Source organism: Streptomyces sp. NPDC044003, from assembly GCF_056435185.1.
This window is the reverse complement of the sequence record NZ_JBWKFA010000010.1, coordinates 130,838-145,399: the sequence shown is the minus strand read 5'-3', so window position 1 is coordinate 145,399 and position 14,562 is coordinate 130,838. Positions and strand designations below refer to the sequence as shown.

14 protein-coding genes and 1 tRNA gene are annotated in these 14,562 nt (G+C 71.4%); 11 read left to right on the top strand and 4 right to left on the bottom strand.

Going from position 1 to position 14,562, the window contains the following annotated elements; all coding sequences use genetic code 11:
• Positions 1 to 46: 46 nt before the first annotated feature.
• Entirely contained in the window at positions 47 to 448 is a 402-nt protein-coding gene (locus tag AC07AW_RS32580) for a peptidase inhibitor family I36 protein (RefSeq protein WP_478819064.1), read from the top strand.
• A gap of 12 nt (positions 449 to 460) precedes the next feature.
• Here the strand turns inward: AC07AW_RS32580 and AC07AW_RS32575 are convergent, their stop codons facing one another.
• The 3 genes from AC07AW_RS32575 to AC07AW_RS32565 form a co-directional block, all read right to left on the bottom strand.
• On the bottom strand, positions 461 to 1,438 hold the full coding sequence (locus AC07AW_RS32575; RefSeq protein ID WP_478819063.1) for a cellulose-binding protein: 978 nt from the start codon (positions 1,436 to 1,438) through the stop codon (positions 461 to 463).
• A 115-nt stretch (positions 1,439 to 1,553) separates the two neighbouring features.
• The gene (locus tag AC07AW_RS32570; RefSeq protein ID WP_478819062.1) at positions 1,554 to 4,178 is read right to left on the bottom strand and encodes an SUKH-4 family immunity protein; all 2,625 of its coding nucleotides are present in this window, start codon (positions 4,176 to 4,178) and stop codon (positions 1,554 to 1,556) included.
• A gap of 7 nt (positions 4,179 to 4,185) precedes the next feature.
• Positions 4,186 to 5,184: an SMI1/KNR4 family protein gene (locus AC07AW_RS32565; RefSeq protein WP_478819061.1), complete on the bottom strand. Its 999-nt coding sequence runs from the start codon at positions 5,182 to 5,184 to the stop codon at positions 4,186 to 4,188.
• Between the two features lie 271 nt (positions 5,185 to 5,455).
• Here AC07AW_RS32565 and AC07AW_RS32560 point away from each other — a divergent pair, with 271 nt between their 5' ends.
• Entirely contained in the window at positions 5,456 to 5,968 is a 513-nt protein-coding gene (locus AC07AW_RS32560; protein WP_478819060.1) for a YwqJ-related putative deaminase, read from the top strand.
• 10 nt (positions 5,969 to 5,978) lie between these two features.
• Complete coding sequence (locus tag AC07AW_RS32555; RefSeq protein WP_478819059.1) at positions 5,979 to 6,470, top strand: SUKH-3 domain-containing protein; 492 nt, start codon at positions 5,979 to 5,981, stop codon at positions 6,468 to 6,470.
• A 4-nt stretch (positions 6,471 to 6,474) separates the two neighbouring features.
• On the opposite strand, the gene AC07AW_RS32550 is transcribed toward AC07AW_RS32555, so the two are convergent.
• Positions 6,475 to 7,803 (bottom strand): sensor histidine kinase, encoded by a 1,329-nt coding sequence (locus AC07AW_RS32550; protein ID WP_478819058.1) that lies wholly within the window; start codon positions 7,801 to 7,803, stop codon positions 6,475 to 6,477.
• Between the two features lie 115 nt (positions 7,804 to 7,918).
• Between AC07AW_RS32550 and AC07AW_RS32545 the strand changes: the two genes are divergently transcribed.
• From AC07AW_RS32545 to AC07AW_RS32510, 8 genes are all read left to right on the top strand, one after another.
• The gene (locus tag AC07AW_RS32545) at positions 7,919 to 8,776 is read left to right on the top strand and encodes a hypothetical protein (RefSeq protein WP_478819057.1); all 858 of its coding nucleotides are present in this window, start codon (positions 7,919 to 7,921) and stop codon (positions 8,774 to 8,776) included.
• 28 nt (positions 8,777 to 8,804) lie between these two features.
• A tRNA-Gln gene (locus AC07AW_RS32540) sits at positions 8,805 to 8,876 on the top strand.
• A 110-nt stretch (positions 8,877 to 8,986) separates the two neighbouring features.
• Entirely contained in the window at positions 8,987 to 10,432 is a 1,446-nt protein-coding gene (glmU, locus tag AC07AW_RS32535) for a bifunctional UDP-N-acetylglucosamine diphosphorylase/glucosamine-1-phosphate N-acetyltransferase GlmU (protein WP_478819056.1), read from the top strand.
• Between the two features lie 121 nt (positions 10,433 to 10,553).
• The gene (locus tag AC07AW_RS32530) at positions 10,554 to 11,528 is read left to right on the top strand and encodes a ribose-phosphate diphosphokinase (protein WP_030690291.1); all 975 of its coding nucleotides are present in this window, start codon (positions 10,554 to 10,556) and stop codon (positions 11,526 to 11,528) included.
• Positions 11,529 to 11,773: 245 nt separating this feature from the next.
• Positions 11,774 to 12,361 (top strand): 50S ribosomal protein L25/general stress protein Ctc, encoded by a 588-nt coding sequence (locus tag AC07AW_RS32525; RefSeq protein WP_478819055.1) that lies wholly within the window; start codon positions 11,774 to 11,776, stop codon positions 12,359 to 12,361.
• 98 nt (positions 12,362 to 12,459) lie between these two features.
• A complete protein-coding gene (pth, locus tag AC07AW_RS32520; protein WP_389227805.1) occupies positions 12,460 to 13,056 on the top strand; it encodes an aminoacyl-tRNA hydrolase in 597 nt (198 codons plus the stop codon).
• Between the two features lie 76 nt (positions 13,057 to 13,132).
• Positions 13,133 to 13,576 (top strand): hypothetical protein, encoded by a 444-nt coding sequence (locus AC07AW_RS32515; RefSeq protein WP_478819054.1) that lies wholly within the window; start codon positions 13,133 to 13,135, stop codon positions 13,574 to 13,576.
• A gap of 167 nt (positions 13,577 to 13,743) precedes the next feature.
• Entirely contained in the window at positions 13,744 to 14,526 is a 783-nt protein-coding gene (locus AC07AW_RS32510; protein WP_478819053.1) for an LPXTG cell wall anchor domain-containing protein, read from the top strand.
• Positions 14,527 to 14,562 lie beyond the last annotated feature (36 nt).

Genomic DNA, 14,562 nt, shown 5'->3' with positions numbered 1-14,562 from the left:
ACGTCACGCAAGAACGCACTGTGCACACCCTGACCAGGAGGTATCAGTGAACGTGAAGCGCAAGCTGGCGACGATCGCGCTCGCCGGGGGACTGGCCCTGACGGGCATGGCGGCGACGGCGCCGTCCGCGGCGGCGAACGAGGGCAACTGCCCGAATGGCCGAGCGTGCTTCCACGAGAACATCGGCTACTACGACCGCGACGTCGAGACCGGCACCACGAAGACCTGCATCGACCTGCGCAAGTACGGCGAGACCAAGTTCGCGGTCGGTATCGGCTCCTACGTGAACTACCTGCCGGTGAAGGTCGACGTCTACCACCGGAACGGCTACTACGGAGCGCTGGTGTACGACGGAACGATCCGGCCCGGCGGCTTCAGCTCCAACAGCTCCAACGGGGGCTGGTGGGGCGAGTACGGAACGATCTGCACGGGCGGCGCCACCCCGTAACCCCGCCGACGACTAGGAAGGGTCGGCGTCGGACTCCGGCGCCGGCCCCTCCGGCTCCTCCGGCCCCTCCGGGTCGTCCGGGCCGTCCGGGTCGTCCGGGCCGTCCGGGCCGTCCGGGCCGTCCGGCTCTGGGGCAGTCGGACGGCCCGTCAGCGCCGCCAGGGAGTTGCGGATGTGCTCCATGTGGGAGTGGATCTCGTCCCGCGCCTCCCCGTGCTCCCGCACCACCCGCTCCGTCTCGCGCTCGACCCGCTCCGCCTTCATCCTGGCCTCGGCGAGCAGTTCCTCCGCGCGGGCCTCGGCGTCCTCCTGGCCGTGCCGGGCCTGCTCCTCCGTCTCGGCCAGGGACCGCTGCGTCTCCGCGAGCCCCGCCTCCGCCGCCGCGACGAGCTCCTCGTGGCGGGCGTCCAGGGCCGCCGCCCCCGCCTCGGCCGTGCGCTCCGCCTCGTCCCGTACGGTCCGCTGCTCGTCCGACTGCTCCGCGAGCAGCGCCGCCGCCCGGCGCTCCGTCTCCTCGAAGGTCTCCCGCGCCGCGTCCCGGGCCCCCGCCGCGTCCCGGCGGGCGATCACCGCCATCTCCTCGGACCGCGCGCGGGCCTCCTCAAGGGCCGCCCGGGCCGCCGCGTCCGCCGCCGTCCTGACGCCCTCCGCGTACGCCGCGGCGGCCTCCGCCGCCTCCCGCGCCGCCTGCTCGGCGGCCTCCGCGAGGGCCTGGGCCTCGGCCTCGGCGCCCCGGACGAGCCGCTCGTCCTCCTGCTCGGCCAGCTCCAGGATCTTCTGCGCGGCCTCGCCGAGGGGCTCGTACCGATGCGGGACGAGCTGCGAGACGGCCAGGCGGAGCCCGGCGGCCTCCCTCTCCATCTCCTTCGCGAGGACCGTGAGCCGCGCCGCCCGCTCCCAGGCGGCATCGCGGTCGTCGGAGAGCGCGGCGAGGTGGCGGTCGACCTGCTCGGGGCGGTAACCGCGCCCCCGTCCGACGGCGAAACTCATCCCTGGCGCCCCTTCCTTTGGTCTCGAACAACCAGGATGCGCCATCAGAACGGACAAAAGGCGCCCAACGTGCATACACGTCGAGCGCCTTTCATCACATTCGGTTCAGCTACGCCTACAGAAGTCCGTCCCACATCTGTTCGAGCAGCACCGACCACCAGTTCTCCGGCGACGACAGCGCCGCCGGGTCCAGCATCGCCAACTGCGCCTGGAAATCGACCGTCCAGCGGCCCGCCTGCTCCGGGTTCAGCCCGAACCGCAGCCGCCACATCCGGCCGAGAAGCGCCATCGACCGGGTGAACTCCGGCAGCCCCGTGTTCACGAACTGCGGCGCCACCGACTGCCCGCCCGGACCGGCCTCCACCGGCACCGCGACGATGTGCGCGGTCCCGTACTGGACACAGATCGCCCGGCCGAAGTCCGAACCGAGCACCAGATACGAACTCGCGTCCGGCGCCGCCTGGACCTGCCGCTGCGCCGCCAGCTCCGCGAGCGTCGGCACCACCGGGATCGCCGGCTGCGCCCAGAAGAACGGACCGAAGTCCGCCGGAAGACCCGCCCACACCAGCGTCCGCGCGACCGTCTCCGGCACACCCTGCCGGGACACCGCCCGCTGGTCGAACCGGAGCACGCCCGGACCGAACGCCCCCGCCAGCTCCTGCGCGATCCCCTCCGGGGGGATCGGCGGCGCCGGCTGCACCTGCGGCAGCGGCGCCCGCATCGGAGCCGGACGCGCCGGACCGTCCGCGACCTGGTGCAACTCGCCCTGATGGGTCAGGAGTTGCCGCATGCCCTGCTGCCGGCCCGCGTGATCACGGCCGTACGGGGCGATGCTCGTGATCCGCGCCTGCGGCCACGTCTCCCGGATCATCCGCGCGCAGTAACCGCCCGGCAGCTCACAGGACTCCAGCTCCGTGTGGAGTTCGAGCACCTGCTGCGGCGGCACGTTCATCGCCCGCAGCTCGTGCAGGATCTGCCACTCCGGATGCGGGGTGCCCGGCGCCGAACGCCGGATGATCTGCGCCTCGGAACCGTCCGGCGCCCGGTACCGCAGCACCGCCTGATAGCCGGGTCCGACCGTCGGCTGACCGGTCGGCTGCGGATAGCCGTACGCCGGGGGTACGGGACCACCCGGAGACACGGGACCGGGCGGCACCGGACCCGGAGGTACGGGACCGGGCGCGGGCGGCGGCGTGTGCCCGCCGACCGGCGGCGCCGGAGCCGGCGGAGGCGGAGTCCCCGGACCACCCGGTCCACCCGGACCGGGGTGCGCCAGCATCGTCGCGGCATGCGCGATCCCGCCGGCGGGCGTCCCCCCGGGCACACCCGGCGGCGGCGGGGGCGGCGGCGGAGCGCCGGGACCACCCTGGTTCGGATGCGCCAGCATCGTCGCCGCGTGGTGCACCGGCTGCGGCGGCGTCACGGGACCCGGCGCGGCCGGCGGAGGCGGCGGACCGGGCGGCCCCGGCTGCGCCGGCGGCGTGAGCCCCTCGGGGCCGAGCTGCGACACCAGCTGGGTGGGGATGTACGCGTTGGAGCCCGACGAGCCACCCGGCACACCCGGGGCACCCGGCGGCGGAGGCGGCGTCGGACCACGCCCGGCCTTCGGCGGCAGCGCGGCCTTGCTCGTCGCGGCGTCCGCGATGTCCCCGGCAGCCGGCGCCGAGGGCGCGGGCGGCGGAGGAGGCGTCGGCGCACCCGGGCCCGCCTGCGCGGGAGCAGGAGCGGGCGCCGGAGCCGGCGAAGGCTGGGGCGCGGGCGGGGTCGGCGGGGCCGGGGGCACCGCACCCGGGGCCGGCGCGGCCGGGTCCAGGCGCGGAGCGATCGCGGTCGGGGGCAGCGCACTGCCCCCCTTCATCAGCGCGGTCGGCGCGTCCGCGCCCACCGACGGCGGCGGCGTGTCCTCGTCGTCCGTCCCCGACAGCGGCGGCGCGAAGACGGTCGCGGGCAGCGGCACCGCCCCGTCCGCACCCCCGGAACTCGCGTTCGCATCCGCCCACGGACTGCTGGGCGCGGGCGCGGGCACGGGCGCAGGAGCGGGCACGGGCGCGGGGGCAGGCGCGGGGGCGGGCACGGGCGCGGGAGCCGCGGGCTTCGCCGGAACGCCGTCCATCGCCGTGGGCTCGTACGCCTCGGAGCTCGGAGCGCGCTCGGCGGCCGGCACCGGAGCCGTAGCGGCCTCCGCAGAAGAAGAGGAAGCCTCCGAAAGAGACGACGAGACCGACGAAGCAGAGGACGCAGAGGAAGCAGACGAAGCCACCGAAGCCGAAGGCCCCGACTCCCCCGCCCCCACCGCGTCCGACGCGTCGTCCACCGAGACCGACGCACTCGCGCTCTCCTGCGAGGCGTGCGACTCCTCCCGAGGAAGCCCGATCTTGTCCGCCGCGTCCTGCAGCCACTCCGGCGGACTCAGCAGGAACGACGTCTGGTTCAGATCGATCCGCGCCGCCGGCACCGCCGCCTGCGCCGGAACCTCGTCCGTCGCCCCGTACTCCTCCTCGTACCGCCGGATCACCTCACCCACCGGCAGCCCAGGCCACAGCGTCGCCTCACCACTGTCCCGCGCGATCACCAGCCGCTGACGCCCGCCGTCCGACGTCGGACCGCCCTCGCGGTCCTCCGCCCACACCACGAACCCCAGCTCGAACTCCCGCACCCGCACCTCACGGTGCTGATACGACGGCAGGTCGCCGTTGATCCATTCCTCGGCGCGCTCCTGCGCCTGCGCGAACGTCACCACAGCCAGCTCACTCCCCCACCGGGACCACGGGCACGGCGCGCGCGAAGCCGCCGTCCACCATCAGGTTCGCCACCGTCTCCAGCTCCGGCGGATTGCCCGCCAGACGCCCGAGGAACGCGTCGAAGTCCGCGCCGCAGGGCAGCAACAGCCGCTCCACCCGCTCATTCACCGTCCAGCCGGCCGCCACCTCGCCGGAGTCCCGCGCATCGTCGTACGCGCAGAACCACACCGAACCGACCGCCGCACCCCGCACCTTCAGCGCGATCAGACCACCCTGGACGAAAGCCACGCCCAGATAGTCCTTCGTCAGATGGTCACGCAGACACTTGTTGACATAGACGAGGTCATTGATCCCCGCCTCCTCCCGCACCGTGAAGAACGGCTGGTCGACCAGAAGCCCCAGCTCCGCGTCGAGCGCCGCCCCCACCGGGGCACACCCGCCCGCCGCCTTCAGGAACGTGCGGTACGCCCCCGGCAGCCGATAGCCGAGATCCTCCTCGACACCCTGAAGCTGCTGCTCCGACACCGACACCAGACCCTTCGGCAGCCCGAAGTGCACCGGCCGGGTCTCCTGCAGCGGACGCGTCCCCCGCTTCGCCTGGTCCACGGCCGCCGTCGCCACCCCGCCGTGATGGCGCAGCAGCGCCTTCACCTCGACCGGGACCAGCTCCATCCGCCGCGACCGCGCCACGTGATGCCAGGTCCAGCCGTGCGGCGTCGCCACCGCCGGAATCGTGTCCCACAGCTCATGGCCCGTCGCCGCCATCGCCGCGTTCGCCGACACATAGTCCGTCAGCCGCAGCTCGTCGACACCGAAACCCTCCGGCGGATCGGCGATCTCCGCCGCCGCGCGCGCGTACGGCGAGAAATCCGGGTGACCGAACTCGTCCACCCGTACCCCTCTGGGGTGACGGGAGGCACGCACCGGATCCGGAAAATGCACGACCTGCCCGGCGTAGGCCGCGTTCGGTGGCGCGGTGTCCTGCCCGAGCCGACCTGTCGTCATGGCGGTTGCCCCCTGCATGGCGTCACTGACTGCTGCTACCGGCTGCATCGCACAGCCTGATTCCGCACAGCCTATGCGCTGCCACAAGAGGCCGAACCGGACCCGATCCGCCGACGACCGACCGTGACCAACTGTCACGACCCCATGACAGCCGCACCATGATTCCGACACACCGAAGAGCCGTTTCGGCGCCCCAGCTTCCCCATATGGCTCCCTATTTGGCAGGCTGTCCACGCAACTCGGGGGATTGCAGGAGGGGAAGACGAGCACCATGCACGCAGCAACAACGCCCACACAGGGTGACCCACGCCTCAACTGGAGCAGCAGCGCCGAGGCCACGCGCGCACCCTTACTGCGTCACCGTCGCGACGGAATCCTCCCCACCGTAGGAGCCGCACTCTCCGTCCGCGGCGAAACCCTCACGTGCACCGCGGGCCGCGGCGACCGGCCCCCCGTCCTGCACGCCCTCGTCCAGGACTTCCTGGACACCCTCACCAGCAGCCAGCGGGAACGCTTCACCGGACGATGTCCCGAAGCGATCCTCCTCTCCCGGCACCTCACCGCCGCCGAGAACGGCCGCTCCAAACGCGCCCAGCGCAAACCACTCACCCACAGCGAGGCCCGCCGCTCCCTCAAGCAGGCCAAACTCACCGCCCGACGCATCCGGGAGGACGGCGACCCGCTCCACGGCAGCTACGCCGCACCCTGCCGCTCCTGCACGGCGATGCTCGCCCACTTCGGCGTCCGCGCCGTCGACCCCACCACGCCTGTCGAGAACGGCTGACCGCACCCACATGCCCGACCACCTCAGCACCACGCGCTTCCCGGTCAACGTCGACGCCGCCCTCCGCGAGGCCGGCTGGCAGCCCGGCCGCTGGGACATCAAGCTCGCCGAAGAATGGGCCGACACCCTGCGCGCCCACATCTCCCCCGCCGGCCACCGGCACAGCGTCTTCCCCGCCGCCGTCGAGGCCTGGGCCGAATTCGGCGGGCTGCGGATCACCGCACCCGGCCACGGCCGGCAGATAGCACCCGCCGCCGTCCGCTTCGACCCGCTCGCCGGACTCCACCTCTCCCGCACCCTCGCCGACCTCGGCCGCGCCCTCGACACCGAGCTCGCGCCCCTCGGCGAGGAGGGCGAACACCAGGCCGTCCTGGCGATGGACGCCGAGGGCCGGGTCTACAGCCTCGACCACGCGGGCGACTGGTACCTGGGCCGGGACATCGACGCGGCGCTGTCGACCCTGATCACAGGGGCGCAGCCGACACGACTGACGGCGGGGTAGGGCCCTACGCGGCGTCGTCCTGCGCCGCGCCCGTCGGCAGCACCGCCGACACCTTGAACCCGCCCGCGTCCGTCGCCCCCGACACGAACACACCCCCCAGCCGCAGCACCCGCTCCCGCATGCCGACCAGACCGTTCCCGCCGCTCGGCAGCCCCACATCGGCCACCCCGGCATCCGAGGGACCGTTCTCCACCTGCATCGCGACCTCCGCGTCCCGGTGCGCCAGACGCACCACGACCTTCGCACCCGCCGCGTGCTTGTGGACGTTCGTCAGCGCCTCCTGCACCACCCGGTACGCCGTCCGCTCCACCTCGGGGCCGTACGGACGCGCCTCACCCAGCACCAGCAGCTCCACGGCCGCCCCCGCGAGCCGCGACTGCTCGCACAAGGCCTCAAGGGCATCCAGACACGGCCCGTCCTCGGCGGCGGCCTCCGCCGCGGCGGCAGCGGCCCGCCCCACGGCGGCCAGGGGCACGGCGGCCGGCGCGGCGGGAACCCCCTCCTCCCGGAGCACCCCCAACATCTCCCGCAGCTCGGACAGAGCCTGCCGCCCCATGTCACCGACCAGCGCCGCGTTCCGCACGGCCTTCTGCGGATCCTTCAACGCGACCGCCTGCAGCGCCGCCGCGTGCACCACCATCAGCGACACCCGGTGCGCCACCACGTCGTGCATCTCCCGGGCGATCCGCGTCCGCTCCTCCCGCCGCGCCCACTGCGCCCGCTGCTCGGCCCGGTCCGCGAGCAGCGACAGCTCCTGCTCCAGCGAGTCGGCCCGCTCACGCAGGCTCTCCATGAGGCGACGGCGCGCCCCTATGTAGAGGCCGAAGAGCACCGGCGGCGCGTTGAGCCCGAGCGTCATGAAGAGCGCGACGCTCGGCACGTACCAGCCGCTCGGGTCGATGGTCGGCGCCCCCTGGTCGACCTGGGCGACGTCCTGCCGCATCCCCACGAAGGTCACGACGAAGACGGCGAGCGTCGACATCCCCGCGAGAGCGGCGGTGATCCGCCGGGGCACCTCGGAGGCGGCGAGCGAGTACAGCCCGACGATCCCCATGAGGAAGCCCATCTCTGCGGGCGCGACGGCGATCGACACGAGGACGACGACGATGGGCCAGCGGCGGCGGACGACCAGCACGGAGCCGACCAGCAGGCCGAACAGCACGCCCACGGGCACGGGCAGCGAGGCCTTGTCGGCGAAGCCGACGCCCTCGACGGCACACTCCAGCGCGGACACCAGCGCCAGCCCCACATCGAGCACGGCGCTGCGCCGTCTCCCCCACCACCACCAAGTCCCGACGCCCTCGGCGTCCCGGTCTGCCCCCGTTGTGGTCATACCCACCACCCTACGGGCGGGGCCCGCCGTCAACGAGATGGACACCAGTCCCTCGAACTATTGAATCGCCCGCATTTTCGATCCGGACGTCCGCATTCCGGACGATGGTGTTCGTATGACAGCCGAAACGAGCCGGTACGCCGACTTCGAAAGCCTCCGGACCCAGGCCGTCGCCCTCCGCCGCGAGGGCTTCAGCCTCCGCCAGATCCGCGACCGCCTGAAGGTCTACAACAACGACCTCCTCCACCGCCTGGTGAAGGGCGAGCCACCGCCGGCATGGACGAAACGCCCGAACGCGAAGGACGACCTCCGCGACCGCGCCCGCGAGCTGCGCCTCCAGGGCATGACCTACGACCAGATCCAGGTGGAGCTGGGCTGCTCGAAGAGCTCGATCTCGCTGTGGGTCCGCGACCTGCCGAAGGTCGACCACCGGACGCCCGCCGAGCAGGGCAGGGAAGCCGCCCTGAAGCGATGGGCACACGAGGGACCCATCCGCGAGGCTGCGCGCACCGCGACCATCCGCGAAGCGCAGGCCGCGGTCGGGGCCCTCAGCGAAAGGGAGCTGTTCCTGACCGGCGTCGCGTTGTACTGGGCGGAGGGCTCCAAGAGCAAGCCCTATCGTCGCGACGAGACCGTCGCCTTCATCAACAGCGACCCCGGCGTCATCGCCGTCTACCTCGCCTGGCTCGATCTCCTTCGGATCCCGCGCGAGCAGCTCGGCTTCCGGGTGATGATCCACGAATCCGCCGACGTGGCCGGCGCCGAGGCGTACTGGGCGGACCTCGCCGGAGTACCCGTCGAGCGACTGCAGAAGACCACACTCAAGAAGCACAACCCCAGGACCGTGCGGAAGAACACCGGGGCCGAATACCGGGGATGCCTGATCATCCGGGTGGCCGCAGGCTCCCGCCTATACCGTCGCATCGAAGGGTCTTGGTACGGCATAGTGGAGGCCGCCGGCTCGACGGACTAGCCAAATGTCCGTTTCGCGGCATATACCATCCCCTGTGGTGTAATCGGCAGCACTGGGACCTTTGGAGTCCTATGTCCGGGTTCGAGTCCTGGCAGGGGAGCAAGCTCGGTTCGGGTCCTGACCGTCCAGGTCAGGACCCGCACTCATGTCCGCCCCCGCGCCCCCCGGTATCCTTCGTGGGTCCACCACCCAAAGCCGAAGGGCATTCCCGTGAGCGCCAACCGCCCGGCAGCCGTCGTCGTCCTCGCAGCGGGTGAGGGCACCCGCATGAAGTCGAAGACCCCCAAGGTCCTGCACGAGATCGCCGGGCGTTCGCTCGTCGGGCATGTCGTGTCCGCCGCCCGGGAGTTGGAGCCCGAGCACCTCGTCGTGGTCGTCGGGCACGCCCGGGAGCAGGTGAAGGGGCACCTGGAGCAGCACTACGCCGGGACCCGGACCGCCGTTCAGGAGGAGCAGAACGGGACCGGGCACGCCGTCCGGATGGCTCTGGAGGAGCTGGGCGCGGCGCCCGAGGGCACCGTTGTCGTCGTCTGCGGCGACACTCCGCTGCTGTCCGGGGAGACGCTGAAGGCGCTGGCCGACACGCACGCCGCCGACGGCAACGCCGTGACCGTGCTGACCGCCGAGGTCCCGGACTCCACCGGGTACGGCCGGATCGTGCGGGACGCCGACGGGGCCGTCACCGAGATCGTCGAGCACAAGGACGCCTCCGCGGCGCAGCTCGCCATCCGGGAGATCAACTCGGGCGTCTTCGCCTTCGACGGGAAGCTGCTGGCCGAGGCCCTCGGTCAGGTCCGTACGGACAACAGCCAGGGTGAGGAGTACCTCACCGACGTGCTGTCGATCCTGCGTGAGGCCGGTCACCGGGTCGGCGCGTCCGTGGCCGGCGATCACCGCGAGATCCTGGGGATCAACAACCGGGTGCAGCTCTCCGAGGCCCGTGCCCTGCTGAACCGGCGGCTCCTGGAGCAGGCCATGATGGCCGGTGTCACGGTCGTGGACCCGGCGTCCGTGTTCGTGGACGTCACCGTGACCTTCGAGGCCGACGCGGTGATCCTGCCGGGTACGCAGCTGCTCGGGGCCACCCACATCGCCGAGGACGCCGTGGTCGGCCCGAACACGCGTCTGACGGACGTCACCGTGGGCAAGGGTGCCCGGGTGGACAACACCGTCGCGTTCTCCGCCGTCGTCGGCGAGAGCGCGTCCGTGGGTCCGTTCGCGTACCTCCGTCCGGGGACGAACCTCGGCAAGAAGTCCAAGGCCGGTACGTACGTCGAGATGAAGAACGCGACGATCGGCGAGGGTACGAAGGTCCCCCATCTGTCGTACGTGGGTGACGCGACGATCGGCGAGTACACGAACATCGGCGCGGCGAGCGTCTTCGTGAACTACGACGGCGAGGCGAAGCACCACACCACGATCGGCTCTCACTGCCGTACGGGTTCGGACAACATGTTTGTGGCTCCCATCACCATCGGGGACGGGGCGTACACCGCCGCGGGGTCCGTGATCACGAAGGACGTACCGGCCGGTTCGCTCGCCGTGGCCCGGGGCCAGCAGCGGAATATCGAGGGTTGGGTGGCCCGGAAGCGGCCCGGCAGTGCTGCCGCGCAGGCCGCTCAGGTCGCCTCTGAGGAGTCCGCCGGCGAAAGCTGACCGGAAACGGGTACGTCGAACTCGGCGTACCGTGATACGTGCACACAAATTCGGCTGGTTCGCACGCGCGCACGGGAGTGCGAGGGTCGCGGCCAGAGAACACGTCTGAGGAGACAGTGCTGTGACCGGGATCAAGACGACCGGCGAGAAGAAGCTGATGCTCTTCTCCGGCCGCGCCCACCCCGAGCTGGCCGAGGAGGTCGCGCACCAGCTGGGTGTCGGTCTCGTTCCGACCAAGGCGTTCGACTTCGCCAACGGTGAGATCTACGTCCGCTTCCAGGAGTCGGCCCGCGGCGCGGACTGCTTCCTGATCCAGAGCCACACGGCTCCGATCAACAAGTGGATCATGGAGCAGCTGATCATGATCGATGCTCTGAAGCGGGCTTCCGCCCGGAGCATCACCGTGATCATCCCGTCGTACGGCTATGCCCGTCAGGACAAGAAGCACCGCGGCCGTGAGCCGATCTCGGCGCGTCTGGTGGCGGACCTGCTGAAGACGGCGGGTGCGGACCGCATCCTGACCGTGGACCTGCACACGGACCAGATCCAGGGCTTCTTCGACGGTCCGGTGGACCACCTGTCGGCCCTGCCGGTCCTGGCGGACTACGTGGGTGCGAAGGTCGACCGCGAGAAGCTGACGATCGTGTCGCCGGACGCGGGCCGCGTGCGGGTCGCCGACCGCTGGTGCGACCGTCTGGACGCGCCGCTGGCGATCGTGCACAAGCGTCGCGACAAGGACGTCGCCAACCAGGTCACCGTGCACGAGGTCGTCGGTGACGTGAAGGGCCGCGTCTGTGTCCTGGTGGACGACATGGTCGACACGGGTGGCACGATCTGCGCCGCCGCGGACGCGCTGTTCGCGCACGGTGCGGAGGACGTCATCGTGACGGCGACGCACGGCATCCTGTCGGGTCCGGCGGCGGACCGGCTGAAGAACTCCAAGGTCAGCGAGTTCGTGTTCACGGACACGCTGCCGGTGCCGGGCGCTCTCGAGCTGGACAAGATCACGGTGCTGTCGATCGCGCCGACGATCGCGCGTGCGGTGCGTGAGGTGTTCGAGGACGGTTCGGTGACGAGCCTCTTCGAGGAGCACTGAGTCGCTGTAGGCAGCTGAGGAGGGCCGCTTTCCCCGCTCGGGGGAGGCGGCCCTTCCGCGTTCCCCCGGGGTGATCCATTTGGGCGGGCCTCGGGTGGCGGGTAGACTGCCGTAGTTGCTCGGCGAGGGAGGCCGTACCCGTAGAGGGTCACGGCGGTCCGTTATCGACGCGCTCTTCGTAGCAGGCCATCGCCAGTCGTGGCCGGGTGACCACCTTTTTCGTCACCTTCTACGAGGAGTGCAACATGTCCGAGGTCAAGCTCGCCGCTTCCGTCCGCTCGGAGTTCGGCAAGGGTGCCGCCCGCGCCATCCGCCGTGACGCCAAGGTTCCCGCCGTCGTCTACGGCCACGGCTCGGACCCGATCCACGTCACCCTCCCGGCCCACGAGCTCGGTCTCGCGCTGCGTACGCCGAACGTCCTGCTCTCCCTGGACATCGACGGCACCAACGAGCTGGCGATCCCGAAGGCCGTCCAGCGTGACGCCATCAAGGGCTTCCTGGTCCACGTCGACCTGCTCCTCGTGAAGCGCGGCGAGAAGGTCACCGTCGAGGTTCCGGTCCAGGCCGAGGGTGAGCTCGCCGCCGGTGGCAACCTGCTGGAGCACGTCCTCTCCACCCTCTCCGTCGAGGCCGAGGCCACCCACCTCCCCGAGGCCGTCACGGTCTCCGTGGAGGGCCTGGAGGCCGGTGCCTCCGTCGTCGCCGGTGCCATCACCCTTCCGGCCGGCGTGACCCTGGTCACCGAGGCCGACGCCGTCGTCCTGCAGGTCCTGGCCGCGCAGGCCGAGGAGCCGGCCGCCGAGGGCGAGGCCGCCGAGGGCGCCGAGGCCTGAGCCGTAGGCTCTGCCTGACGTGACGGGGTGATGGGCCGTACGGGCCCGTCACCCCGTTTCTCTTGTACGGATACGCGGATACGAGGAGAGCTGCGCACATGACGGACGACGCGAACGCGCCCTGGCTGATCGTCGGTCTCGGCAACCCGGGGCCCGAGTACGCGGCCAACCGCCACAACATCGGTTTCATGGTCGTGGACCTGCTCGCGGACCGGATCCGGGGTTCGTTCAAGCGGGCGCAGAAGGCGCAGGCGCAGGTCGTCGAGGGCCGGATGGGTCCTCCGGGGCCGGAGAACCGTCGGGTGATCCTGGCGAAGCCGATGTCGTACATGAACCTCTCGGGCGGTCCGGTGACGGCGCTGCGCGATTTCTACAAGGTGCCGACGGCGCACGTGGTGGCGATCCATGACGAGCTGGACATCGACTACGGGGTGCTGCGGCTGAAACTGGGCGGCGGCGACAACGGGCACAACGGTCTGAAGTCGATGACGAAGGCGATGGGCGCGGAGTACCACCGGGTGCGGTGCGGGATCGGGCGTCCGCCGGGCCGGATGCAGGTCGCGGACTTCGTTCTGAAGGACTTCTCGTCGACGGAGCGCAAGGACCTGGACTGGTTCGTGGACCGGGCGGCGGACTCGGTGGAGTGTCTGGTGGCGGAGGGTCTGGAGCGGGCCCAGTCGGCGTACAACTCCTAGGTCCTGGCGACGGTCCTGGTGGTGGCCTCGGTGGTGGCCCCGGCGATCGGGACGTACGACTGTACGATCGCGGGTCATGACGCACGTCCGTACCGCAGCCATGGCCCTGGTCTCCCTGCTCCTCGTCGTCGCGGGCGCCTGGGCCTCGTGGAACTCCGCCCAGCACGTCCTGCTCGCGAAGGGCCGTGAGCACGGGACGCTGACGGTGACCGCCTGCACCGACGAGACGTGCAGCGGGCGTTACGCCCCGGAGGATCCTTCGTCGACGCGTCGGACGCTGACGATCGCGCGTTCGGTGGCGGCGGAGAAGGGCGCGACGATCCCGGTGGTGGTGAAGCCGGGTACGGACGAGGGTGTGCGGACGGGCTGGGGCGGCGGGTTGCACGCGTGGCTGCCGTTGGGCGGGGCGCTGTTGCTGGCGGCACCGTTGGTGGGTGGCGGGATGCGGCTGACGCGGACGGCGTGGTCGCTGGCGGGGGTTGGCGGGGCGGTTCTGGTGGCGGCGTTCTTCGCACTCTGACCCGTTTAAACCCAATTCCTGGGCCAATCGTTATGGACTGCTGGCTTAAAGGCGACTTAAGCCGACGGATAGGCTGCCCCAGCCACCTCCCACGGCATCCTCATCCCACAGATGGACGACTGCACATGCGACGCTCCTTCATTCCCGCAGCCGCTCTTGTCGCGGCCATGGCGGGTTCTCTGTCCCTGGCCCCCGCCGCCTTCGCGTCGGACGGCTCCCACACGTACCCGCTGCACCAGCCGACGCCGATCGTCGCCTCGGACGCGCCGCACGACGGTGACTGCCCGACGATCCCGGCCGACAAGGACGGCTGGCACTTCGTCATCCCCGGCAGCACCGTGAACTTCACCAAGCTGACGGTGACCTTCGAGCCGGGCGGCGAGCAGGTCATCACGACCTTCGGTCCGCCGTCCGACAAGCACGCGTACGTGGCCTCCGAGCCGGGCGCGAAGCTGGTCTCGGCCGAGGCCGAGGTCGACGGCGTGATCAAGCAGGGCTGGTTCAACCTGTCCCACACCTGCGTGGCCGAGTCCGGCACCACCGGTGGTTCGACGACCGGCGAGCAGACCACCGGTGGTTCGACCACCGGTGGTTCGACCACCGGTGAGCAGACCACGGGCGGTTCCACCACGGGCGAGCAGACCACCGGTGGTTCGACCACGGGCGGTTCCACCACGGGCGAGACCACCACGACCGGTGGCTCCACCACGGGTGAGACCACCGCCACCGGCGGCTCCACCACGGGCGAGACCTCGGCCACCGGCGGTTCGACGACCGGCGAGCAGGCCAACGGTGGCTCCACCACCGGTGGCGAGGTCAAGGACGAGAGCGGCAACCTCGCCGAGACGGGCTCCAGCGCCCCGGTCGGCATCCTCGCCGCCGCCGCTCTGGCCCTCGCGGCCGTCGGCGCGGTCCTGGTGACCCGTCGTCGCAAGGCCGCGCAGAACTAAGGCCCTGCGGCAGCGACTTGCGCCGTCACGGCAGAG